We start from the raw sequence: 23,659 nt of genomic DNA, 5'->3' as shown, positions 1-23,659 counted from the left end.
GGACACCGCCTGCCCCCGAGACCGGTGGAGACGCCATGACCACAGTCGACGAAGTCACCCGGAAGAGTCCGGAAACGCTGCTCCTGGAGGAGCTGTCCAAGGCGCTGGACCAGATGCTGTCCGGCAACCTGAAGATCAGGTTGAGCCGCCGCGACGGGCTGCCGGGCGAGGTGGTCGAGCGCTTCAACCGGCTCGCCGAGACCAAGCAGCGTGAGAATCGCGAGCTGCTGCGGATCAGCCGGGTCGTCGGCCGCGAGGGCCGGATGACCGAGCGGCTCGACGAGGAGGGCTTCGAGGGGTCGTGGCTCGACCACATCCGCGCGGTCAACTCGCTCATCGATGACCTCGGCCGCCCGACCACCGAGATCGCCCGCGTGATCGTGGCGGTGGCCGAGGGCGACCTGTCGCAGCAGCTGGCCCTGGAGATCGACGGGCGGCCGCTGCGGGGCGAGTTCCTCACCATCGGCCGCACCGTGAACACGATGGTCGACCAGCTCTCGTCGTTCGCCGACGAGGTCACGCGCGTGGCCCGCGAGGTCGGCACCGAGGGCAAGCTGGGCGGTCAGGCCCAGGTCACCGGCGTGGCCGGCACCTGGCGCGACCTCACGGACTCGGTGAACTCGATGGCCGCCAACCTCACGGGGCAGGTGCGGTCGATCTCGGCGGCGGCGACGGCGGTGGCCCGCGGCGACCTGTCGCAGAAGATCACGGTGAGCGCGAAGGGCGAGATCGCCGAGCTGTCGGAGACGATCAACTCGCTGGTCGACACGCTGCGGATCTTCGCCGAGCAGGTGACCCGGGTGGCCCGCGAGGTCGGCACCGAGGGCAACCTGGGCGGTCAGGCGGAGGTGCCCGGCGTGGCCGGCACCTGGAAGGACCTGACCGACAACGTCAACTCGATGGCGTCCAACCTGACCAGCCAGGTCCGCAACATCGCCCAGGTCGCGACCGCGGTGGCCCGCGGTGACCTCTCGCAGAAGATCACGGTGGCCGCCCAGGGCGAGATCCTGGAGCTCAAGGACACCGTGAACACGATGGTCGACCAGCTCTCGTCGTTCGCCGACGAGGTCACGCGCGTGGCCCGCGAGGTCGGCACCGAAGGCAAGCTCGGCGGCCAGGCCCAGGTCACCGGCGTCGCCGGCACCTGGCGCGACCTCACCGACAACGTCAACTTCATGGCCTCGAACCTGACCAGCCAGGTCCGCAACATCGCCCAGGTGTCCACGGCGGTCGCTCGGGGCGACCTGTCGCAGAAGATCACGGTCGACGCCCGCGGGGAGATCCTGGAGCTGAAGTCGACCGTCAACACGATGGTCGACCAGCTCTCGTCGTTCGCCGACGAGGTCACGCGCGTGGCCCGCGAGGTCGGCACCGAGGGCAAGCTGGGCGGCCAGGCCCAGGTCACCGGCGTCGCCGGCACCTGGCGCGACCTCACCGACAACGTCAACTTCATGGCGTCCAACCTGACCAGCCAGGTCCGCAACATCGCCCAGGTCGCGACCGCCGTGGCCCGCGGCGACCTCTCGCAGAAGATCACCGTCGACGCCCGCGGCGAGATCCTGGAGCTGAAGTCGACCGTCAACACCATGGTCGACCAGCTCTCGTCGTTCGCCGACGAGGTCACCCGCGTGGCCCGCGAGGTCGGCACCGAAGGCAAGCTCGGCGGGCAGGCCCAGGTGCGCGGGGTGGCCGGCACCTGGCGCGACCTGACCGACAACGTGAACTTCATGGGCTCGAACCTCACCGCCCAGGTCCGCAACATCTCGCAGGTCGCGACGGCCGTGGCCCGCGGCGACCTGTCGCAGAAGATCACGGTCGACGCCCAGGGCGAGATCCTGGAGCTGAAGTCGACCGTCAACACGATGGTCGACCAGCTCTCGTCCTTCGCCGACGAGGTCACCCGCGTGGCCCGCGAGGTCGGCACCGAAGGCAAGCTCGGCGGCCAGGCCCAGGTGAAGGGCGTCTCGGGCACCTGGCGGGACCTCACCGACAACGTCAACTCGATGGCGTCCAACCTGACCAGCCAGGTCCGCAACATCGCCCAGGTGACGACGGCCGTGGCCCGCGGCGACCTGTCGCAGAAGATCACGGTCGACGCGCACGGCGAGATCCTGGAGCTGAAGTCGACCGTCAACACCATGGTCGACCAGCTCTCGTCCTTCGCCGACGAGGTCACCCGTGTGGCCCGCGAGGTCGGCTCGGAGGGCAAGCTGGGCGGCCAGGCCCAGGTGAAGGGTGTCTCCGGCACCTGGCGGGACCTCACCGAGAACGTGAACCAGCTCGCCTCGACGCTGACCACCCAGCTGCGCGCCATCTCGCAGGTGTCCACCGCGGTGACCCGCGGCGACCTGACCCAGCGGATCGCGGTCGAGGCGCTCGGCGAGGTGGCCGAGCTCAAGGACAACATCAACCAGATGATCGTCACGCTCCGCGAGACCACGAAGAAGAACGCGGAGCAGGGCTGGCTGGACTCCAACCTGGCCCGCGTCGGCGGCCTGCTGCAGGGCCAGCGCGACCTCGGCGAGGTCTGCCGCATGATCATGGCCGAGGTGACGCCCCTGGTCGACGCCCAGATCGGCGCGTTCTTCCTCTCCGGCGCCGACCCGGAGATCGGGCTGCGGCTGCGCCTCGAGGCCTCGTACGGCTACGTCGCCCCCGGCGCCGACATCAGCTTCGCGCCCGGCGAAGGCCTCATCGGCCAGGCGTCGCTGTCCCGCCGGGCGATCCGTGTGCAGGCCGCGCCCGAGGCGCGCCTGCGGGTGCGCTCGGGCGTGACCGAGACGGCCCCGGCCGACCTCGTCGTGCTGCCGGTGCTCTTCGAGGGCGAGCCGCTCGGCGTGATCGAGTTCGGCAGCGTCTCGCCGTTCAGCGACCTGCACCTGTCCTTCCTCGACCGGCTCGTGGTCACCATCGGCGTCGCGCTCAAGACGATCCTGGCCAACCGGCGCACGGAGGAGCTGCTCTCCCAGTCGCAGCGGCTCACCGAGGAGCTGCAGGACCAGTCGGCCGAGCTGCAGCGGACCAACGCCGAGCTGGAGGAGAAGGCGACGCTGCTGTCGGAGCAGAAGGGCAACATCGAGAAGCAGAACCGCGAGATCGAGATGGCGCGGCTCGGCCTGGAGGAGAAGGCGCAGCAGCTCGCGCAGGCCTCGCAGTACAAGTCGGAGTTCCTGGCCAACATGAGCCACGAGCTGCGGACCCCGCTCAACTCGATGCTGCTGCTGTCGCGGCTGCTGGCCGACAACCCGGACGCGAACCTGACCGCGCGGCAGATCGAGTTCGCGGCGACCATCCACAACGCCGGCTCGGACCTGCTCGCGCTCATCGACGACATCCTCGACCTGTCCAAGATCGAGGCGGGCCGGATGGACGTCGAGCCGGGCGAGGTCTCGTTCGAGGAGATCCGGGCGTACGTCGAGCAGGCCTTCGCCCCGCAGGCCGAGGACAAGGGCCTGGACTTCACCGTGGTCGCCGACCCCTCGCTGCCGCCCGCGATCGTCACCGACCCGCAGCGGCTCCAGCAGATCCTGCGCAACCTGGTCTCCAACGCCGTCAAGTTCACCGACCACGGCACGGTGACGCTGGCCATCGGGGTCGCCCCGGCCGGCCTGGACTTCCAGGCGCCGACGCTCGCCGGGGCCCGCCGGGTGATCCAGTTCGCCGTCTCCGACACCGGCATCGGCATCTCGGACGACAAGGTGGCGCTCATCTTCGAGGCGTTCCAGCAGGCGGACGGGACGACCAGCCGCAAGTACGGCGGAACCGGCCTCGGCCTGTCGATCAGCCGCGAGCTCGCCCGCCTGCTCGGCGGCGCGATCGGGGTGACCTCGCAGGTCGGGCACGGGGCGACGTTCACGCTCTACCTGCCCGACGTCATCGCGACCGAGGTCACGCCGACCCTGCACCAGCAGCTGCACCAGTCGCTGCCGACCCAGTCGCAGGCGCTGCCGCCGGTGAACCGCCCGTTGCCCTCGGCCCCGCCGATGCTGCGCTCGCTGCCGTCGGCGGAGCGCCGCTCGACCACCGCCGCGGCCCACCAGCTCGACGGCGCCACCGTGCTCATCGTCGACGACGACGTGCGCAACGTCTTCGCCCTCACCAGCGCGCTGGAGCTGCACGGGATGACGGTGCTCTACGCGGACAACGGCGCCGACGGCGTGCGCATCCTCTCCGAGCACCCCGACGTCGACATCGTGCTGATGGACGCGATGATGCCCGACCAGGACGGCAACGAGACGACCCGCGCGATCCGCCGCAACCGCCGCTTCGCGGAGCTGCCGGTGGTGTTCCTGACCGCCAAGGCGATGCCGGGCGACCGCGAGTCGTCCCTCGCCGCGGGGGCCAGCGACTACATCACCAAGCCGGTGGACCTGGACGAGCTGCTCGACGTCATGGCCGCCTGGGTGAACGGGGAGGGCCGGGCCGTCTGAGGCGGCAGCGAAGCGGAGGTCGGGCCGCGTCCGCCGCCGCCCGACCTCCGCTTCGACCCAGCCGCTGGGTGTAGGTTGCTGTGGTGACTGGACCGGACCGGCCCGCGAAGGTGCTGCTCGTCGACGACCGGCGGGACAACCTGCTCGCCCTCGAGGCGATCCTGCAGGGCCTTCCGGTGCTGACGGTCGGGGCGGACAGCGGCGAGGACGCGCTCAAGCGGCTGCTCGTGGACGACTTCGCGCTGATCCTGCTCGACGCCCAGATGCCCACGATGGACGGCTTCGAGACCGCCCGGCACATCAAGCGCCGCGAGAAGACCCGGCACGTGCCGATCATCTTCCTCACGGCCGCCGACCGGGACTCTCATCTCGCCCTGCGCGGCTACGCGGCCGGTGCCGTGGACTACCTCACCAAGCCGTTCGATCCGTGGGTACTGCGCGCCAAGGTCTCCGTCTTCGTCGAGCTCTGGACGATGACGCAGCAGCTCGCGGCCCAGTCGGAGCTCGTGCGGGTGCGCGACGCCGAGCTGCGCGCGGCCGGCCTGGCCGTGGACGAGGCCACCGCGCTGCTCAAGGGCGCGCTGGCGGCCGACGGCGAGCTCGGCCGCGAACAGGTGGAGAAGGCGATGGCCGCGCTGGCGAAGGCGCGCGCGAGGTTCTAGACCTCCTGGATCATCAGCGCGTTGCGCAGTCCGGTGATGTCGAGCACCCGGATCAGGAACGCGCCCACGTTGACCAGCACCAGGTAGCTCTGCGCCAGGGTGGCCTTGCGGCTCAGCACCACCAGCGTCCCAAGGCCCTGGGAGTCGCAGAACGTCACGCCCGCCATGTCGAGCACCACGCGCGCCGGCGGCTCGTTCAGCACGTCGTCCACGGCCGCGGCCAGGCGGGGAACGGTCGACATGTCGATCTCACCGGTCAGCGACACGACGGTCTCGCTCGGTGCGCGGCGCACGGATACGGAGAGATCGGGTCGATCCACGACACCAGCCTATATCTGATCAGGCCTCGCAGTGGCGTCGGGCACACGGGCCCGAGGGCCGCGCGTCGCACGCCCGGAGCGGCTGTCAGAATGGGCAGGCTGTGACCGATATTGACACCGCCGGTCTCGGCCCGTTCTCGGGCGACGCGCCGGCCTCGCAGGCCCTGTTCGACCGTGCCCAGGCCATCGTGCCGGGTGGGGTGAATTCACCTGTCCGGGCCTTCCGGGCGGTCGGGGGCACCCCGCGCTTCATGGTCGGCGGCTCCGGCTGCTGGCTCACCGACGCCGACGGCCGGCGCTACCTGGATCTCGTCTGTTCGTGGGGGCCGCTGATCCTCGGCCACGCCCACCCCGAGGTCGTCGCCGCCATCACCGAGGCCGCCGCGCGCGGCACCAGCTTCGGCACGCCGACGCCCGGCGAGGTCGACCTCGCCGAGGAGATCGTCGCCCGCACCCCGATCGACCAGGTGCGCCTGGTCAACTCGGGCACCGAGGCGACGATGAGTGCCCTGCGCCTGGCGCGCGGGTTCACCGGGCGGTCCAAGGTGATCAAGTTCGCCGGCTGCTACCACGGGCACGTCGACGCGCTGCTCGTCGCGGCCGGGTCCGGGGTGGCCACGCTGGCGCTGCCGGACTCGCCCGGCGTCACGGGCGCGGCCGCGGGCGACACGATCGTCCTGCCGTACAACGACGTCGCCGCGCTCGAGGAGGCCTTCGCGGCCCACGGGGACCAGATCGCCGCCGTGATCACCGAGGCCGCCGCCGGCAACATGGGCGTGGTCGCGCCCCGCGACGGGTTCAACGCGAAGCTCGCCGACCTCGCGCACCGCCACGGCGCCCTGCTCATCCTCGACGAGGTGATGACCGGGTTCCGGGTCAGCCGCGGCGGCTGGGCCGGGCTCGAGCCCGTGGACGCCGACCTCTTCACGTTCGGCAAGGTCATGGGCGGTGGCATGCCGGCCGCGGCGTTCGGCGGACGGGCCGAGATCATGTCGCGGCTCGCCCCGGCCGGCCCGGTGTACCAGGCCGGGACGCTCTCCGGCAATCCGCTGGCGTGCGCGGCGGGCCTCGCGACCCTCCGGCTGGCGACCCCGGACGTCTACGACCGCCTGGACGCCACCGCCGCGACGGTGTCGAAGCTGGCCTCCGATGCCCTGAGCGCGGCCGGTGTACCGCACGTGCTGTCCACCGCCGGCAGCATGTTCTCGATCTTCTTCACCGACCGGCCGGTGCGCTCGTTCGCCGACGCGCAGACGCAGAACGTGGCCGCCTTCCGGGCCTTCTTCCACGAGATGCTCTCGCGCGGCGTCTACCTGCCGCCGAGCGCGTACGAGTCCTGGTTCGTCTCCACCGCGATCGACGACGAGGCGCTCGGCGTGCTCGAGTCGGCCCTGCCGCACGCGGCCCGGGCGGCGGCGCGGGTGGCGGCATGAAGACGATCGTCCACGTGCTGCGCCACGGCGAGGTCTACAACCCCACGAAGATCCTCTACGGGCGCCTGCCCGGCTTCCGGCTCTCCGAGCTCGGCGTGCAGATGGCCAAGGCCGCGGCCGAGTCGCTGGCCGGCCACGACATCACGCACCTGGTCGCGAGCCCGCTGGAGCGCGCGCAGCAGACCGCCGAGCCGTTCGCCGAGCAGCTCGGACTGCCGGTGGCGGTCGACGAGCGGCTGATCGAGAGCGCGAACTTCTTCGAGGGCAAGCAGGTCGGCGTCGGCGACGGCTCGCTCAAGGACCCGCGCAACTGGTGGGTGCTGCGTGACCCGATGACCCCGTCCTGGGGCGAGCCCTACAACGTCATCGCCGCGCGGATGTACCAGGCCGTCCTGACCGCCCGCGAGGCGGCGGAGGGGCACGAGGCCGTGTGCGTCTCGCACCAGCTGCCGATCTGGACGCTGCGCCGGCACATCGAGAAGAAGCGGCTCTGGCACGACCCGCGGCGCCGCGAGTGCTCGCTGGCCAGCCTCACCAGCTTCCACTTCGACGGCACGAAGATCGTCGGCATCGCCTACGCGGAACCGGCCGCGCACCTGGTCGCGCTGTCGGCCTCGGCCCGCAACGCCAAGGGCGCCTGAGATGCGCCGGGCCCTCGTGCTGGTCCTCGTGCTGTTCCTGGCCGCCTGCACCAGCAGCTCACCCAAGAACGCCCTCGGCAGCCGCAAGATCGACGTGGACAAGCGGGTCGCGGCGCCCACCATGGGCGGCGAGCTCATGGACGGCTCGGGCCGGTTCGAGCTGGCCCAGCACAAGGGCCAGGTCGTGGTCGTGAACTTCTGGGCCTCCTACTGCCCGCCCTGCCGCTCCGAGGCCCCCGAGCTGGAGAAGGTGCTCGCGGCGACCAAGGCCCAGGGCGTCACCTTCATCGGCGTCAACATCCGCGACCAGCGCGACCCGGCCGAGGCTTACCTGGCCGACATCAAGCCGACGTACGGCAGCATCTTCGACCCGTCCGGATCGCTCGCGCTCAACTTCGACGTGCCCCCGAACTCGATCCCGGCCACGCTGGTGATCGACAAGGCCGGGCGCATCGCGGCCGTCATGCGCTCCGAGGTCGACCAGGCGCTGCTCGAACCGGTCGTGCGCGACCTGCTGGCCGAGAAGGCCTGATGGACGCCGGCTCGGTCGCCGCGAGCGGTCCCCTGCTGCTGGCCATCGGGGTGGCCGCGCTCGCCGGGCTGGTCAGCTTCCTGTCGCCGTGCATCCTGCCGCTCGTGCCGGGCTACCTGTCCTACGTCACCGGCCTGGCCGGCGCGGACCTCGACTCCGGCAAGCGCCGCGGCCGGGTGCTCGCCGGCGTGGGCCTGTTCGTCGCGGGCTTCGGCGTGGTGTTCGTCGGGCTGATCGTCCTCGCCACCCAGGCCGCGATGGCGATGGTCGTGCACCGCCGGACGATCGAGATCGTGGTCGGCGCCGCCGTGATCGTGCTCGGCCTGGCCTTCATGGGCCTGGTGCCGGGCCTGGAGCGGCAGTGGCGCATCCAGCGGCTGCCCTCCGCGGGCCTGGTCGGCGCGCCCGTGCTCGGGGTGGTCTTCGCGCTGTCGTGGGCGCCGTGCACCGGCCCGACCCTCGGCGCGATGATCGCGCTCGGCTCGACCAGCGGCTCGCAGGCCCGGGCGGTCACGCTCGCGGTCGCGTACTCGCTGGGCCTCGGCATACCCTTCATCGCCATGGGGCTGGGCTTCCAGCGGCTCATCGGGGTCGTGAAGTTCATCCGCCGCAACAGCCGCTGGGTGACCCGCATCGGCGGCGCCCTGCTCGTGCTGATCGGGCTCGCCCTGGTCACCGGCGTCTGGAGCTACCTCATGACCGCTCTGCAGGCGAACATCGGCCCGGCCGGAACGGTGCCGATCTGATGCGCCGGCTCTACCACACGGTCGTGGCCGTGAGCCGCCGCGCCTGGCGCCAGCTGACCAGCATGCGCACCGCGCTGGTGCTGCTGTTCCTGCTCGCCGTGGCCGCGATCCCGGGCTCGGTGCTGCCGCAGCGCAACGTGTCGCCGGAGAAGGTCGACACCTACCTCGACACGCACCAGCAGTGGGGGCCGACCCTCGACCGGCTCTCGTTCTTCGACGTCTACGGCTCGCCCTGGTTCTCGGCGATCTACCTGCTGCTGTTCGTCTCGCTCGTCGGGTGCCTGGTGCCGCGGTTCCGGCAGCACTTCGTCGCGCTGGTGAAGGTACCGCCGAAAGCTCCGGCTCGTTTCGAACGGCTGCCGCAGCACGCCGTGCTCGCCGGGTCGGGGACCGCCGAGGACGCGGAGCGCATCCGCCGCGTGCTGCGCAAACGCCGCTTCCGCACCACCGTGCGCGAGGACGGCGAGGTGCTGGAGATCTCCGCCGAGAAGGGCTACCTGAAGGAGACCGGCAACCTGGTCTTCCACTTCGCCCTGCTGTCGCTGCTCTTCGGCGTCGCGTTCGGCTCGTGGTTCGGCTGGCACGGCAACCGCCTGCTCGTGGAGGGCGACGACTTCGCATTCTGCAACACGCTGCTCAACTACGACGAGCACGCGCTGGGCGCCCAGGTCGGCGAGAACGACCTGCCCCGGTTCTGCCTGCGGCTGGACAAGTTCAGCGCGAGCTACCTCGACAACGGCCAGCCGGTGACGTACAAGGCTGACGTCCACGTGACCCAGAACGGCAAGTCGTCCGAGCGCCGGCTGCAGGTCAACGACCCGCTGCGCCTCGACGGGGCGAACGTGTCGCTGCTCGGGCACGGGTACGCGCCGGTCCTGCGGTACACGGACAAGTACGGCAAGACCTCGGAGAACGTGTCGAACTTCCTGCCCTCGGACGGCCTGCTCACCAGCCAGGGCGTGGCCACGTTCCCGGACGTGAACATCAACCCGGAGACGCGCACCCGCGACGACAAGGCGCAGATCGGCTTCTCGGGCATCTACCTGCCCACGGTCCCGTCCGACCCGTCCGTCAACTCCTCCGCGTTCCCGGCCGAGAACGATCCCCGCCTCATGCTGCAGCCGTACCGCGGGGTGCTCGGCTTCGACGCGGGCGCCCCCCTGTCCGTCTACACCCTCGACACCCGCCAGATCGAGGCCGGGCGGCTCGCGAAGTTCGGCGACCCGCTGATGCTCAAGCCCGGGCAGAGCGCGACCCTGCCCGACGGCACCACCGTGCAGTTCGTCGGCACCCGCCAGTGGATCAGCATCTCGGTGCGCCACGACCCCGGCCAGCCGATCGTGCTGGGCGGCGCCATCGCGCTGCTCGCCGGCCTGCTCGGCTCGCTGTCGGGCAAGCGCCGCCGGGTCTTCTTCCGCGTCTCGCCCACCGGCGTCACGGCCGGCGGCCTGCCGCGCAGCGACCACCCCGGCTTCGCCGAGGAGTTCGCCGAGATCGTGCGCGCGGCCACCCCCGCCGCTCCGGTTCCGGAGCAGGTGGCGCAGACTGAGTCCGTCGAGGAGGTTGTGTGATGGGCGGGTTGTCGAACCAGCTGTTGGCCGTCGCGATCGTCAGCTACGTGCTGGCGATGATGGCGTACGCGGTTGAGTACGCGTTCGGCGGCCGCGGCGTGGTCGCCCGCCTGGCCGTGCGGGAGCTGGCAACCGTCGGCGGCGGCGGGGCCTCGCCGGAGGTCGCGGCCGAGGAGGTCGTCGCGGCTCCTTCCCCCGGCGCCCGGCGGGCCGGCGTCACCGCGGTCGTCCTCATGGTGCTGGGCTACCTGGCCCACGTGGGCGCCCTGGTCACGCGGGGCATCGCCGCGGACCGCGCCCCCTGGGGCAACATGTACGAGTTCGTCATGATGGCCACCGCGGTGGGCATGACGGCCTGGCTGTTCACGATGGTCCGCCTGCCCAACCTGCGCCACCTGGGCCTGTTCGTCACCCTGGTCGCCGCGGTCCTGCTGTCGATCGCCGGCATGAGCCTCTACGTGCCGGTCGGTCCGCTGGTGCCCGCCCTGCACTCGTATTGGCTGGTCATCCACGTGGGCGCCGCGTCGACGGCATCGGGCATCTTCCTGGTCGGCTTCGTGGCCGCCGCGATGCACCTGATCCGCATGGGCCACGACGCCGGCAAGACCCGCTTCCCGTACTCCCTGGGCGAGCGCCTCCCGGCCGCCGCGACCCTGGAGCGCGTGACCTTCCGGGTCCACGCCTTCGCCTTCCCGATCTGGACCTTCGGCGTGATCTCGGGCGCGATCTGGGCCGAGGCGGCCTGGGGGCGGTACTGGAACTGGGACCCGAAGGAGATCTGGTCCTTCGTCGCCTGGGTCGTGTACGCCGGCTACCTGCACGCGCGGTCAACCCCGAGCGTGAGCCGCCGGGTGACGTCCTGGATCGCCGTGATCGGCTGGTGCACCATGCTGGTCAACCTGTTCGGCGTCAACCTCGTGGCGAACGGCCTGCACTCCTACGCCGGCGTCTGACCTCCGCGCTCGGCGGTTCTGGCGCCGCGTGCGGGGCGTCGTCGGCTTCGTCCGCCGCGGCAGCCACCGCACCACCGCGCGGCGGAGCCACAGCGCCGCGGCCACCGCGGCCCGCACCGGTCGCGGCGGGTCCGGCAGGCCCACCGCGGCCCGCACCGACGGCAGGAGCAGCGCGGCCACCACCGGGCGGACCAGAAAGCGCAGCCAGGGCCGGACCCGAGCCCGGGCCATCGCCAGCGTGCGCTCGCTGCACACGCGCCCGGCCTCGGAGCGGGCGAACTCCGCCTCACGCGCGGCGAGGTAGGCGAACGGGTCGCTCGGGAAGTCGCGCACGCCCATGCGGTGCGCCAGCGCGGCGTAGAAGCCGATCAGCGCGTCCCGCTCGGCCGGCGTCAATGGGCGCCAGCCGTGGGCGTCCAGCCACCGGATCAGCGTCACGGCGAGGGCGGCCAGGGCGAAGCGGTTGTGCTCGGCGGTCACCGGGGTGCCCCGATGGCTGCGGTTGACGAAGCGCAGGATCTCCCGGCCGCGCGGGGAGTCCAGGCCGTGCTCCACCAGGTCGCCGAAGGTCAGCGACGTGATCTCGGCCCGCGTGAGCAGGTCGGCGGTCGAGCCCACCGCGGCCGCCGTCGGTGGCCAGGCATACAGGTGCCAGATCATCAGGCGGCCGGCCATGCGCACGTCCCACGGGAAGTCGTAGAACATGATCCGCTGAACCGGCATGCCGCCCGAGGCTAGCTACTTCGTCTTCGTAATCGAGGTTGCTGTCACGGACCCGTCAGCCTGCTGGCCCTGGATCGTCACGGTGGAGCCCGCGGTCAGGTCCTTCAGGGCGCCCGGGGTCGAGACCGTGGTCTTGTCGCTGGTCTTCACGATCACCGTCTGGCCGTCCGCGGTCTCCACGTACACCGTGGTGCCGTCGACCAGCTTGACCGTGCCGGTCACGCCGCCGCGGGTGCCCGTGTTGCCCTGGCCGCCGCCCTGCGCGCCGCCGCCCGGGAACTGGCCGCCGTTGCGGCCCGCGAACGCGCTCGCGAGCGCGGCCGGGTTGGCGCCGCCCGGACCCGACGCGGCGGGCGCGGTGCCGTAGGACTTCTGCACCTGGGCGCCGCCCACGAAGCCGACCACCAGCAGGGCCAGGCCGGCCAGGACGTAGGTGGCGCGGTTGGCCAGGCGCCGGGGGGCGGCCTTCGCGATCCGCTCGTTCAGGTCGTCGTCCAGCGGCGGCTCGGCCAGCAGGTCGGGCTCGGGCTCCTCCAGGACGGCGGGGAGAAACTCCGTGTCCTCGGAGGCCGGGCGCTCGTACGGCGACGCGTCCGGACGGCGGAAGGGCGAAGCGGCGTGGGTCACGGGAACTCCTTTGGAACACCGGCCGTGCGGGTGGGACCGGGTTGCGATGCCCGCGGGGGGTTTGGCACCGCAACCGGGACCTACCCGCGCGGAGGACGACAGGGCATTTACTCGTACCGAAGGGCCTCGATCGGGCGCAGGCCGGCCGCCCGGGAGGCGGGGTAGCTGCCGAAGAACAGGCCGATCGCGACCGAGAAGCCCAGTGCCAGGGCGACCGAGCTGGGCACGATGACCGGCTTGATGCTCACGATCGTGAACTGGCTGCCGATGATGGCCGCGGCCACGCCGAGCAGGCCGCCGATCAGCGACAGCACCGTCGCCTCGACCAGGAACTGGGTGAGGATGGTGCGCTTCGGGGCGCCGAGCGCCTTGCGGATGCCGATCTCGCGGGTCCGCTCGGTGACGGTCACCATCATGATGTTCGTGATGCCGATGCCGCCGACCAGGAGGCTGATGCCGGCCACGGCGCCGAGCAGCAGCGTGAACGTCTCGGCGGTGTTGGCCCGGGTCTCCAGCAGCTGCGACTGGTTGAGGATGCGGTACGCCGACGTCGTCGAGGACCCGCTGATGTTCAGCTTCGCGTTGAGGATCGCGGTGATCTCGGCCTGCGCCGCGCTGACCGCGTCCGGCGAGGTCGCCTGGACGAGGAGCTGGTTGAGCGAGCCGTACCCGGTCAGCGACTCCTGCACCGCGGAGACCGGCGCCATGGCCACGTCGTTCGGGTCGTTGAAGCCGCTGCCGCCCTTCTCCGCGAGCACCCCGATGACGGTGAAGAGCTTGCCGGAGACGGTGATCTGCTTGGACAGCGGGTCGACGGAGCCGAAGAGCTCCTCGGCGACGGTCGCGCCGATCACCACGACCTTGCGCGAGTCCTTCACGTCGTCGTCGGTGAACAGCGAGCCCTTCGAGACCTTGAAGTTGGACGCCGCGACATAGCCCGGATACGTACCGACGAACTGCGCGATGGTGTGATCCGTGCCCTCGTAGGTCGCCGCCTGCGAGCCGGTCACGACCGGCGAGACGCTCTTGACGTGCGGGGCCTCGTCCTTGTTCTCCAGGGCGGGCACGAGATCCATGTTCAGCGCGGTGTTCTGGGTCGAGGCCGCCCCGCGCGCCCCGCCGCCGGCCCCCGCCGTGACGGTCAGCGTGTTGGTGCCCAGCGACTCGATCTGGTTCTGCACCGCCCGGGCCGAGCCGTTGCCAACCGCGACGAGCAGGATGACCGCGGCGACGCCGATCAGGATGCCCAGCACCGTGAGGCTGGAGCGCAGCTTGTTCGCCGTGATCGCGCGCAGCGCGAAGCGGATGGTCTCGAAGATGTTCACTTCAGCCGCTCATCCTGGACGATGCGTCCGTCGACCAGCCGGATCAGCCGCTTGGCGTGCTCGGCGACGTCCGGCTCGTGAGTGATCAGCACGATGGTGCGCCCCGACCGGTTGAGCTGGTCGAACACCGCGAGCACGTCGTTGGTGGACTGGGTGTCGAGGTTGCCCGTGGGCTCGTCGGCCAGCACCAGGGCCGGCGCGGTGACCAGCGCCCGGGCGACCGCGACGCGCTGCTGCTGGCCGCCGGAGAGCTGGTTGGGCTCGTGGTCCTCGCGCTGGGCCAGGCCGACCATGTTCAGGGCGGCCCGGGCGCGGCGGCGGCGCTCGGCGGCCTTGACCCCGGCGTAGGCGAGCGGCAGCTCCACGTTGGCCAGCGCGGTGGTGCGGGCGATGAGGTTGAACGACTGGAACACGAAGCCGATCCGGCGGTTGCGCACGAGCGCGAGCTGGCGGTCGTTGAGCCGGCTGACGTCGACGCCGTCGAGGAGGTACCGCCCGGACGTCGGAATGTCGAGGCAGCCCAGGATGTTCATGAGCGTCGACTTGCCCGAGCCCGACGAGCCCATGATCGCGACGTAGTCGCCGCGCTCGACGGTGAGCGTCACGCCCCGCAGCGCGTGCACCTCGGTCTCGCCCTGGCCGTAGATCTTCCTGACGTTCTGAATGTCGAGCACCGGCTTGGTGGTCGACTCGACCACGGTCATCGTCTGCGTGGTCATGTCAGTTGCCCCCACGACCGCCGCCGCCGAAGTTGCCGCCGCCCCCGCCGAAGTTGCCGCCGCCCCCGCCGAAGTTGCCGCCGCCGCCGGGGAAGTTGCCCCCGCCGGGGAACTGGTTGTTCGTGCCGGTGGTCGAGTTCGTCGTCGTCGTGGTGATCACGACCTGCTCACCGGCCCGCAGCCCGGACTTGACCTCGACGAAGCCGCCGCCGGTGATGCCGACCTCGACCTGGCGCTCCTCGGTCTGCCCGTTGACCGACACCTGCACCGTGCGCTGGCCGCCGGCGGTGCGCAGGGCGGCGCTCGGGATGCGCAGCACGTTCTGCGCCTCGGCGATCGTCACCACCGCGGTGGTGCTCTGACCCAGCCGTACACCTTCCGGAAGCGAGTCCAGCGAGATCGTCACGGCGTAGGAGTTCACGTTGTTGCTGGTCGTGGCCGTCGGCGAGATGGTGGCCACCTTGCCCGTCGCCCGCGTGCCGGACAGCGCGCTCCAGGTGATGCCGGCGCTCTGGCCCGCCTTGAGCTTGGTCGCGTCCGACTCGGCGAAGCTCGCGTTGATCTGCAGCTTCGACAGGTCCGCGATCTGCACGAAGCCGCTGCCCGAGCTCGAGGAGCTCGACGTCGTCGAGCCGGTGGTGCCGTTGCCGCCGCCCCCGCCGCTGGACGAGCCGGAGCCGCCCGACGAGGAGCCGACCGCGCCGCTGACCGCGGTGACCGTGCCGGCGATCGGGGCCGTCAGCACCGTGCCGTTGACGTTGGCCTGCGCCGAGGTCACGTTCGCCTGCGCGGTCGCGACCTGGGCCTGGGCCGAGGCGATCGTGGCGTCGTCGGCGGAGTTGTTCTGGTCGCGGGTCAGCGCCGCCTTGGCCGCGGTCAGGTTCGCCTTCGCGGTGTCCAGCGCGGCCTGGGCCGCGGTCGGGTCCACCTTGGCGAGCGTCTGGCCCTTCGTGACCACGTCGCCGACCTTCACGTCGACCTCGATGACCGTGCCCGAGGTGGCGAAGTTCGCGTTCGCGGTCGAGGCGCTGGCCACCGAGCCGGTCGCCGATACCGTCTGGGAGACCGTGCCCTCGGTGACCGCCACGTTGCGGGTGCGCGTGGTGCTCGTCCCGGTGCCGGCGTTCGCGGCCGGCCCGCTGACGATCTGGTACGCCCAGAACACCCCGCCGACCACGGCGAGCACGAGCACGGTGTTCACGAGGGTCACGGAGTTGAGCCGTGGCTTGCCCACAGAAGGCAGCGACAAACGCATGAGGGGAATGGTGGTGGAAATCGCTCGGAGCAAACCTCAGCGAACCTCGGAGTTGCCTCGGAATCCCGTTGCCCGCATTTCCACCGATTCGTCGGGCCGATCGGGCCCCGATTCGACGCCCTCATCGAGGTCGATGTCGACGAATTCGTCGGGGAGGTCGTCGGGAAGATCCAGAGCCGGCAGCAGTACCCGGAACGTCGTGCCCTGCCCCGGAGCCGTCCACAGCTCCACGCGCCCGCCGTGCGCCTGCACGATCGAGGCGACGATCGACAGCCCCAGGCCGGCGCCGCCGTAGCGGCGGGAGCGGGAGCCCTCGGCGCGGTACAGCCGCTCGAAGACGCGCACGGCGTCCTCCGGCTTCATGCCCGGGCCGGTGTCGCTGACCTCGATGCAGCCCAGCGGCGCGCCCTCGGGCAGCGTGCCCCCGACGGTCGCGATCGGCAGCATCTTCGGCGGCCCGGCGCGCCCGACCCTGACCACGATCCGGGTGTCCTCCGGCGTGTGCTGCAGCGCGTTGCTGACCAGGTTCGCCACCACCTGCCGCAGCCGGGCCTCGTCGCCCTCGACCGTGATCGGCTCGAAGTTCACCGAGCGCTCCTCCAGCGCCGCGAGCTGCACGAACCGCGTCGGCACCCGCACGTGCGCGTCCCGCACGGTGTCGGCGGCGACGGCGAGCAGGTCGACTGGGTGCTGCTGCAGCGGGCGCTCCTCGTCCAAGCGGGCCAGCGTCAGCAGGTCGTTGACGAGCAGGCGCATCCGGCTGACCTCGGCATCGATGCACTCCATCGCCTCGTCCAGGGCCGGGCCGGGCGGGGCGCCGCCGCGCCGGTACAGCTCGGCGAAGCCCTGCACGCTGGTGAGCGGGGTACGCAGCTCGTGCGCGGCGTCGGCGAGGAACTGCCGGAGCCGCCGCTCCGAGGCCGCGCTGTCGTCGACCGCGCCCTCGATGCGGGTCATCATCGTGTTGAGCGCGATGCCGAGGCGGCCCGACTCGGTGTGCGAGTCGGCGTCGTCGATGCGGCGGGACAGGTTGCCGGCGGCGATGTCGGCCGCGGCCTCCTCCATGCGCGTCAGCGGCGCCAGCCCGACCCGGACCAGCGCGGCGGTGGCGATGCCGACCAGCGCGAGCAGGAAGAGGCTGATGCCGGAGGTGTACTGCACCATCTGGTCCCGCGTCGCCACGACGTCCTTGAGGGAGATCGCGAACGCCATGTAGCCGTTGCCCGAAGGCCATTCCTGCACGCGGACCCGCCACTGCGCGTTCGGGCCGTCGACGGTGAAGGGCGTCCCCGCCGCGGCCCGCTGCTTGATGTCGCCGAAGAGCTTCGGGTCCACGAGCGGTGTCTCGACGGTGCTGTCGAGCTTGCCGTCGCCGTTGAAGCGGAACACCTGGAACTCGGGGCCGGGCGAGAACTGGCCCTCCGGGCGCCGGTACTGGGTCGAGCTGGCCGGCGGACGAGCCCGCGCGGGGCCCATGAGCTGCTGGTCGACGCGCTGCATGAGGTACCAGTTCAGGAACAGCACACCGATCACGTTCGCGGTGATCAAGGCGACCGCGGCGATCGACACGACGGAGACGACGATCCGCGTCCGGACCGTCCAGTGTCTCCAGGGCCGCGGGTTCACCCCTCGGTTCTCGGCAGTCTCAGCGCGTAGCCGACGCCGCGGACCGTGTGGATCAGCGGCGGGTCCCACTTGTCGATCTTGCGGCGGAGGTAGTAGACGTAGCTCTCCACGATCCGCCCGTCGCCGCCGAAGTCGTAGTTCCAGACCCGGTCGAGGATCTGGGCCTTGCTCACCACGCGGCCGGCGTTCGTCAGGAGGTACCGCAGCAGATTGAACTCGGTCGGGGACAGGTCGACGCGAATGCCGCCGCGGCGCACCTCGTGCGCGTCCTCGTCCATCTCCAGGTCGGCGTAGCGCAGCACCCCGCCGTCGACGAGCTGCTGCTGCTCGCCCAGGCTGCGGCGCAGGATCGCGCGGATCCGCAGCACGACCTCCTCGAGGCTGAACGGCTTGGCCACGTAGTCGTCGGCGCCGACGGTCAGCCCGGAGATGCGGTCCTCGACGGAGTCGCGCGCGGTCAGGAACAGCACCGGCACCGGCCGGCCGCTCGTGCGCAGCCGCTGGGCGACCTCGAAGCCGTCGAGGTCGGGCATCATGACGTCGAGCACGACGAGATCGGGGCAGTACTCGGCGGCCGCGGCCAGCGCCTCGTTGCCCCCGGTGGCGACCCGGACCTCGAAGCCGGTCAGCCGCAGCGTGGCCGAGAGCAGGGCGCGGATGCTCGCCTCGTCGTCGACGACGAGGACCTTCGGCTGGCGTTCGGTCGCCTGCGTCGCGATCGGCATCGGCTCCATCGTCACTGACCCGCCGCCAGGATCTCGTCGCCCTGGGCAAGTCCGCTCTTGATCTCGGTGTTGACGTCGCCGCGCAGCCCGGTCTCGACGGCCCGCCGCTCGTCCTTGCCGTTCACGCGCACGGTCACGAACCCGTCGTGCACGGCGGTCGAGGGGACGAACAGCACGTCGTCCGCGGACGCGGTGACTACTGCGACAGTAGCGCTCTGACCGTAGAGCAGCGTGTCGGGCACCTTGTCGAAGGAGATCAGGGCCGCGTAGCGCACCAGCCGGTTCGACACCGTACCGGCCGGGTCGATCTGCAGGACCTTGCCGGCGTACTTCTGCGAAGCGTTGTCCGGCAGAGTGATCTGCGCCGTCTGGCCGACCTTGAGCGCGGCCACCTCGGCCTCGGTGAACTGGGCCTTGACGACCGCGTCGCCGGTGCCGGCGAGCGTGATCACGTTGGAGCCGGCCTGGCTGCCGACCGAGCCGCTCACCGAGAGGATCTTGCCGCCGACCGGCGCCGTGATGACGGTGCCGGCGAGCTTGGCGTTGGCCTGCGTGAGGCTGAGCTTGGCGTTGTTGAGCCGCTGCTGGGCGTTCATGAGGTTGTCGCTGGTCTGCTGCACCTGGTTGGCGCGGATCTGGGCGGCGTTTTGACCATTTTGCCCACCGCCCTGGGCGCTTTGTCCGCCTTGACCGGTCTGGCCGCCGGTCTGGCCGCCGGCCTGGCCGCCGGCCTGGCCGCCGGTCTGGCCGCCGGCCGATCTCGACGGATTGGCCGCGGCCGTTGTCGGGTTGCTCGTGGGCAGGGCGAGCGCGGCGTCGTGCGCGGTCACGGCCTTGGTCAGCGCGTCCTGCGCGTTGGAGACGCTCTCGGCGGCCTGGTCGACCGCGTCCTGGGCCGACGAGTCGTCGATCTTCGCCAGCACCGCGCCCTCGGCGACGACGTCGCCGGCCTTGACGTTGAGCTCGGTGAGCGTGCCGCTGGTGGTGAACCCGAGGTTGCGGGTGGCCTGGGCCTGCACCGTGCCGGACGCGGACACCGTGCTGCTGACCTGCCCCCGGCCCACCTTGGCGGTGCTGACCCGCACCGGGGCCTTCTCGTCGGCACTCGTCAGCACGACCGTCGTCACGGCTGCGGCCGCGAGCACGGCGACCCCTCCGGCCAGCCACCAGACCTTCATGGGAACGTAGTTCAGCGGGTTCTCCTCCCGGCCAGCTAGGCCCGACCTCAAAGTTCCCTGGGAGCCGCCGTCCGGCCGAATCGCGGCATTTACGCGCCTTGCGGTTGTGAGGAAATTTTGAGCTTCGGCCGACTTCCCATCGAGCTTGGCGACGTTCCATCACACGGGTGATGAACAAGCGGATCGGCGGCGCCGCTCTGGCGCTCGCCGCGGTGGCGATCTTCGCCGCTGCCTGCGGCTCCTCCGACGACAAGACCCCGAGCGCCGCGGGTGCGTCGGGCGGCACGGACTACGTGTCGTGCCTGCGCAACAACGGCGTCGAGCTCCCGCAGTTCAACGCGTCCGGCCGGCCCACCGCGCGCCCGTCGGGCTTCCCCGACAGCCGCCCCTCCGGCCAGCCCCGTCCCTCCGGCCAGCCGCGCCCGTCGGGCAGCGCCGGCTTCCGCGGCGGCAACCCGGGCGGCGGCGGCTTCTTCGGCACCGCGGCCCCGAACGGCGTCGACCAGCAGACGTGGGAGAAGGCCCAGAAGGCGTGCGCGTCGCTGCGCCCGAGCGGCTTCCCCGGCGGCGGCTTCGGCAACGGCGGCGGCAACCGCGGCAACGGCCAGGACGCGGCGTACCGCAACTGCCTCACCGAGCACGGCCTCACCATCACCGGCCCCACCGACCAGCTCGACACCTCGGACGCGAAGGTCGCGGCCGCGGTGCAGGCGTGCGCCCCGCTGAAGCCCAGCCCGCGCGCGTCCTGACCCATCGAGCACCCGTCCGGCCGGGCGCTGGATCCGGCGGCGCACGCCACCGGGTCACTGCGCCCAGCGCCCAGCCGGTCGGGCCGTCACTTTCGGGTACACCGGGCTGGTGGCCGGTTCCCCAGCGGGTCAGCGGGTAACCGGCCACCGCCAACCTATTCGGGCATGTCTGACACGCCGGACTCGCCCGAACGCGTGAAGGTCTTCACTCCAGGGTGCGTCGGCGTCGCACCCGCTGTGCGCCGGTCTCGCGGCCACAAATCGGCTGATCCGGACATCGTGGGAGTGTCCGGATGCCGGGGCCGCGAGATCGGCGCTCCAAACGCGTGTCGGTGCGCGAGCCCTCTCGTTGCGCACGGTATGGAAGCGCTGGACACCTTCTCACGGACGTTCCTGCCGGCCACGGCGCTGGCGAAGCTGCCGGGCGGCACCGTCGCGCGCCATGTCCAGGTGCTGCGCCGCTGCGCCGGGGACCGCGACGCGGTCGCCGTGATCGCGCGGTGCACGACGAGCCGCGGCCGGCGCAACGTGCTCATGCTGACGCGCAACCGCCTCGTGGTGACGAGCGAGTCGGCGGTACTGCGCCGAGTCAGCCTCCACCTCAACGCCGACCTCCACCAGCTGGCCGACGTGGCGTGGACGCCGGAGCCGGAGCGCACCGGGATTCAGCTGGGCGTGACGGCGATCGACGGGGTGCGCGAGAACCTTTGGATCAGCCTCGACTCGACGGCGGAGATGTGGCGGTTGGACGAGGCCCTGAAGCAGGCGTTCCGCACGCCTTGGGGCGTCATCGAGCCGGCGCGCGCCGCGACTTCGACGGCTTCCGCGGCTTCGGCGGTCCGCGCCACGGCACCCGTCAAGTCCCGCCCCGAACTGCGCCTCGCCTGACCGCACCGCATCTCGCCGGCTTCGCGGCCCCTCACAGAGGCCTCGCCAACCCCGCTGGCCGCCCGCTCGTCGCACCGCTGCCCGATCGCGCGCCGTCTCATCGCACCGCGCTGCCCGATCGTCCGCTCGCCGCTCGCCCACTCGCCGCGCCGCCCCGCTCGCCTCACGCCGTTGTCCGCCCCGTCTCGCGCCGCGGCGTGCCGCATTCGCTTGCCTGTCGCGTTGCGGCTCTACCGCGCACCGATTCCGCCGGAATCGGAATGAAGGCCCGTCAGGCGAAAAATCCGATAAGTCGCGGCGCGGAGCGCCCGACTTATCGAGCAGCAGCGTGCGGCCAGGTGCCCACACAATGTGATCGGCCCGCCTCGACTGCGGGCGCTGGCTGCCGCTGCGAGGGGGCCGATCGCCATATTGATTTCCGCGGTGGGGCTTTCCCAAACATCTCCCGAACATGCCCCAAGCGCGAAAACCGTCAGAATGGGACGGTGGATCAGGGCAAGGGCCTCGTGGTCGTCGTCGAGGACGAGAAGCCGATCGCCGACCTCCTGCGGATGTACCTCACCCGCGAAGGCTTCGGCGTGCACGTCGAGCACGACGGCCCCGGCGGCCTCGCGGCCGCGCGCAAGCTCCGCCCCGTCGCCTGCGTCCTCGACATCGCGCTGCCCGGCCTCGACGGCACCGAGATCTGCCGGCGGCTGCGCGAAGCGGGCGACTGGACGCCGGTGCTGTTCCTGACCGCCCGCGACGACGAGGTCGACCGCATCCTCGGGCTCGAGCTCGGCGGGGACGACTACATCACCAAGCCGTTCAGCCCGCGCGAACTGGTCTCCCGCGTCAAGGCGGTGCTGCGCCGCACCCAGGGACCGCCGGACGTGGAGCAGGTGCGCACGGTCGGGCCGATCACGATCGACCCCGCGCGCCGCGAGTGCCGGGTCGGCAACGCCCCCGTGAGCCTCACGTCCACCGAGTTCTCCCTGCTGGCGCACCTCATGGGCCGGCCCGGGCGGGTCTTCACGCGGGAGGAGCTGCTGGGGTCGGTCTGGGGGTACGCGGCGCACAGCGGCACCCGCACCGTCGACGTCCACGTGGCCCAGGTGCGCGGCAAGCTGGGCGAGGCCGCCTCGGTGATCCGTACCGTGCGCGGAGTCGGATACACCGCCGATGCTTAAGTCCCTGGCCGCCCGCACGGCGCTCGTCACCTGCGTCGTCGCCGTGGTGTCGGTGCTCGTCACCGCGGCCGTCGGCATCCCGCTCACCGCGACCCAGGCCAACAGGGCGGCCCGGCAGCGGCTCGCCGACGACACCAAGCTCACGGCCGAGCTGCTGCGCCCGCGCTTCGTGAACACGCCCCGCAACCCGACCGACGAGGAGAACGTCGCCAAGCGCCTGGCCGAGCAGAACATCGAGGTGTACCTCATCCGCTCCGGCAAGGCCGACCGCGAAGGGCTGCCCGCGAACGTGGTCAAGACGATCGCCGCCGGCCAGAACGTCGAGGTGCGCCTGGCGAAGGTGGGCGGGCGGATTCGGCTGGTGGCCGGGCGCTCGATCGGCAAGGACGGCAACGGCGTCGTGCTGGCCGAGGTGCCGCCGGGCGGGGCGCTCGAGCGCTTCTCCAGCCAGCTGTGGATCGCGCTGCTGGCCGGGCTCGCCGCCGGGCTCATCGCCGGGCCGCTGCTCGCCCGGCGTATCGCGCGGCCGATCCGCAACGTGGCGACGGCGGCGAAGCGGCTCAGCGCGGGCGACCGCACGGTGACGCTCTCCCCCGACGGGCCGGCCGAGGTCGCCGAGCTCGCGCACGCGGTCAACGCGCTCACCGCCGCCCTGGCCACGAGCGAGGGGCGGGAGCGGGAGTTCCTGCTGTCGGTCTCGCACGAGCTGCGCACTCCGCTGACGACGATCCGAGGCTACGCCGAGGCCCTCGCGGACGGGGTGGTCGGCGAGGAGGGCGCGCAGCGGGCCGGGCAGACGGTGCTCGACGAGGCCGAGCGCCTCGACCGGCTCATCGCCGACCTGCTCGTGCTGGCCCGGCTCGAGGCCGCGGACCTGCCGATCGAGGTGGTGGACGTCGACCTCACGCAGCTGCTCGCCACGACGGCCGAGGCGTGGGGCGGGCGGGTCGCGAGCGCGGGCCTGGTCCTGCGCACCGAGCTGCCGCCGTTCCCGGTCCCGGTGTCGACCGACCCGGGGCGCATCCGGCAGATCCTCGACGGACTGCTGGAGAACGCGCTGCGGGTGGTACCGGCACAGGCCCCCCTGGTGCTCGCGCTCTACACCAGCCCGGCGGCGGCCTGGATCGAGGTACGCGACGGCGGGCCCGGGTTCACGGACGAGGACCTGGCGGTGGCGTTCGAGCGGGGGGCGCTGTCGCGGCGGTACCAGGGCGTGCGCAAGGTCGGCAGCGGGCTCGGGCTGGCGCTGGCGGCGCGGCTGTCGCGGCGGCTCGGGGCCCGCATCGACGCCGGGCACGCACCCGAGGGCGGAGCCAAGTTCACGGTCACGTTCCCGCTACGCACGGTGTCATGAGGACCGCCCGCGCGCCGGAGTTTGCGGCGCGAG

Annotated in this window: 20 protein-coding genes and 1 pseudogene; 12 read left to right on the top strand and 9 right to left on the bottom strand. The window is 71.7% G+C overall.

Annotated elements, in window-relative coordinates; genetic code table 11:
• The first annotated feature begins 35 nt into the window (after positions 1-35).
• Together ACQP1P_RS00705 and ACQP1P_RS00700 are read left to right on the top strand one after the other, a co-directional pair.
• Positions 36-4,430 carry a HAMP domain-containing protein gene (locus tag ACQP1P_RS00705; protein WP_433082099.1) on the top strand — a complete coding sequence of 1,465 codons (4,395 nt, stop codon included), beginning with the start codon at positions 36-38 and terminating at the stop codon, positions 4,428-4,430.
• A gap of 83 nt (positions 4,431-4,513) precedes the next feature.
• Positions 4,514-5,092 (top strand): response regulator, encoded by a 579-nt coding sequence (locus ACQP1P_RS00700; RefSeq protein ID WP_433082097.1) that lies wholly within the window; start codon positions 4,514-4,516, stop codon positions 5,090-5,092.
• Here ACQP1P_RS00700 and ACQP1P_RS00695 read toward each other — a convergent pair.
• Positions 5,089-5,412, bottom strand: a complete 324-nt coding sequence (locus ACQP1P_RS00695; protein ID WP_223100440.1) for an STAS domain-containing protein — start codon at positions 5,410-5,412, stop codon at positions 5,089-5,091. The genes ACQP1P_RS00700 and ACQP1P_RS00695 overlap by 4 nt on opposite strands.
• 101 nt (positions 5,413-5,513) lie before the next feature.
• Between ACQP1P_RS00695 and hemL the strand changes: the two genes are divergently transcribed.
• From hemL to ccsB, 6 genes are read left to right on the top strand one after another with little or no spacing between them, the layout of a single operon-like run.
• Positions 5,514-6,845, top strand: coding sequence for a glutamate-1-semialdehyde 2,1-aminomutase (gene hemL / locus ACQP1P_RS00690; RefSeq protein ID WP_433082095.1), 1,332 nt, complete (start codon positions 5,514-5,516; stop codon positions 6,843-6,845).
• Entirely contained in the window at positions 6,842-7,486 is a 645-nt protein-coding gene (locus ACQP1P_RS00685; protein WP_433082094.1) for a histidine phosphatase family protein, read from the top strand. Before hemL ends, ACQP1P_RS00685 begins: the two co-directional genes overlap by 4 nt.
• A 1-nt stretch (position 7,487) precedes the next feature.
• Entirely contained in the window at positions 7,488-8,018 is a 531-nt protein-coding gene (locus ACQP1P_RS00680; protein ID WP_433082092.1) for a TlpA family protein disulfide reductase, read from the top strand.
• Positions 8,018-8,764 (top strand): cytochrome c biogenesis CcdA family protein, encoded by a 747-nt coding sequence (locus ACQP1P_RS00675; protein WP_433082090.1) that lies wholly within the window; start codon positions 8,018-8,020, stop codon positions 8,762-8,764. The genes ACQP1P_RS00680 and ACQP1P_RS00675 overlap by 1 nt, the downstream gene beginning before the upstream one ends.
• The gene (resB, locus tag ACQP1P_RS00670) at positions 8,764-10,335 is read left to right on the top strand and encodes a cytochrome c biogenesis protein ResB (protein ID WP_433082088.1); all 1,572 of its coding nucleotides are present in this window, start codon (positions 8,764-8,766) and stop codon (positions 10,333-10,335) included. The genes ACQP1P_RS00675 and resB overlap by 1 nt, the downstream gene beginning before the upstream one ends.
• On the top strand, positions 10,335-11,288 hold the full coding sequence (gene ccsB, locus ACQP1P_RS00665) for a c-type cytochrome biogenesis protein CcsB (RefSeq protein WP_433082086.1): 954 nt from the start codon (positions 10,335-10,337) through the stop codon (positions 11,286-11,288). The genes resB and ccsB overlap by 1 nt, the downstream gene beginning before the upstream one ends.
• Positions 11,289-11,429: 141 nt before the next feature.
• On the opposite strand, the pseudogene ACQP1P_RS00660 reads toward ccsB, so the two are convergent.
• From ACQP1P_RS00660 to ACQP1P_RS00625, 8 genes and pseudogenes are all read right to left on the bottom strand, one after another.
• Positions 11,430-11,948, bottom strand: a pseudogene (locus ACQP1P_RS00660) (oxygenase MpaB family protein); the annotation flags it as partial.
• A 78-nt stretch (positions 11,949-12,026) separates the two neighbouring features.
• Positions 12,027-12,638 carry a hypothetical protein gene (locus tag ACQP1P_RS00655; protein WP_433082084.1) on the bottom strand — a complete coding sequence of 204 codons (612 nt, stop codon included), beginning with the start codon at positions 12,636-12,638 and terminating at the stop codon, positions 12,027-12,029.
• Positions 12,639-12,745: 107 nt separating this feature from the next.
• Complete coding sequence (locus ACQP1P_RS00650) at positions 12,746-13,963, bottom strand: ABC transporter permease (RefSeq protein WP_433082082.1); 1,218 nt, start codon at positions 13,961-13,963, stop codon at positions 12,746-12,748.
• The gene (locus ACQP1P_RS00645; RefSeq protein ID WP_433082080.1) at positions 13,960-14,682 is read right to left on the bottom strand and encodes an ABC transporter ATP-binding protein; all 723 of its coding nucleotides are present in this window, start codon (positions 14,680-14,682) and stop codon (positions 13,960-13,962) included. The genes ACQP1P_RS00650 and ACQP1P_RS00645 overlap by 4 nt, the downstream gene beginning before the upstream one ends.
• A 1-nt stretch (position 14,683) precedes the next feature.
• Positions 14,684-15,937, bottom strand: a complete 1,254-nt coding sequence (locus tag ACQP1P_RS00640; RefSeq protein ID WP_433082078.1) for an efflux RND transporter periplasmic adaptor subunit — start codon at positions 15,935-15,937, stop codon at positions 14,684-14,686.
• A gap of 36 nt (positions 15,938-15,973) precedes the next feature.
• Positions 15,974-17,563: a sensor histidine kinase gene (locus ACQP1P_RS00635; RefSeq protein ID WP_433082076.1), complete on the bottom strand. Its 1,590-nt coding sequence runs from the start codon at positions 17,561-17,563 to the stop codon at positions 15,974-15,976.
• Positions 17,560-18,288, bottom strand: a complete 729-nt coding sequence (locus tag ACQP1P_RS00630) for a response regulator transcription factor (protein ID WP_350610274.1) — start codon at positions 18,286-18,288, stop codon at positions 17,560-17,562. The genes ACQP1P_RS00635 and ACQP1P_RS00630 overlap by 4 nt, the downstream gene beginning before the upstream one ends.
• Before the next feature lie 11 nt (positions 18,289-18,299).
• Positions 18,300-19,466, bottom strand: coding sequence for an efflux RND transporter periplasmic adaptor subunit (locus tag ACQP1P_RS00625; RefSeq protein ID WP_433082074.1), 1,167 nt, complete (start codon positions 19,464-19,466; stop codon positions 18,300-18,302).
• 170 nt (positions 19,467-19,636) lie between these two features.
• On the opposite strand from ACQP1P_RS00625, the gene ACQP1P_RS00620 reads away from it, so the two are divergent.
• From ACQP1P_RS00620 to ACQP1P_RS00605, 4 genes are all read left to right on the top strand, one after another.
• The gene (locus tag ACQP1P_RS00620; protein ID WP_433082073.1) at positions 19,637-20,215 is read left to right on the top strand and encodes a hypothetical protein; all 579 of its coding nucleotides are present in this window, start codon (positions 19,637-19,639) and stop codon (positions 20,213-20,215) included.
• A gap of 360 nt (positions 20,216-20,575) precedes the next feature.
• The gene (locus tag ACQP1P_RS00615; protein ID WP_433082071.1) at positions 20,576-21,103 is read left to right on the top strand and encodes a hypothetical protein; all 528 of its coding nucleotides are present in this window, start codon (positions 20,576-20,578) and stop codon (positions 21,101-21,103) included.
• 551 nt (positions 21,104-21,654) lie between these two features.
• A complete protein-coding gene (locus ACQP1P_RS00610; protein WP_433089745.1) occupies positions 21,655-22,272 on the top strand; it encodes a response regulator transcription factor in 618 nt (205 codons plus the stop codon).
• Complete coding sequence (locus ACQP1P_RS00605) at positions 22,265-23,626, top strand: histidine kinase dimerization/phospho-acceptor domain-containing protein (RefSeq protein WP_433082069.1); 1,362 nt, start codon at positions 22,265-22,267, stop codon at positions 23,624-23,626. Before ACQP1P_RS00610 ends, ACQP1P_RS00605 begins: the two co-directional genes overlap by 8 nt.
• The last annotated feature ends 33 nt before the right edge of the window (positions 23,627-23,659 follow it).

Source organism: Dactylosporangium sp. CA-052675, assembly GCF_050947935.1.
Lineage (GTDB): Bacteria > Actinomycetota > Actinomycetes > Mycobacteriales > Micromonosporaceae > Dactylosporangium.
The sequence above is the reverse complement of the archived record's forward strand: the minus strand, read 5'-3'. Positions and strand labels throughout refer to the sequence as shown.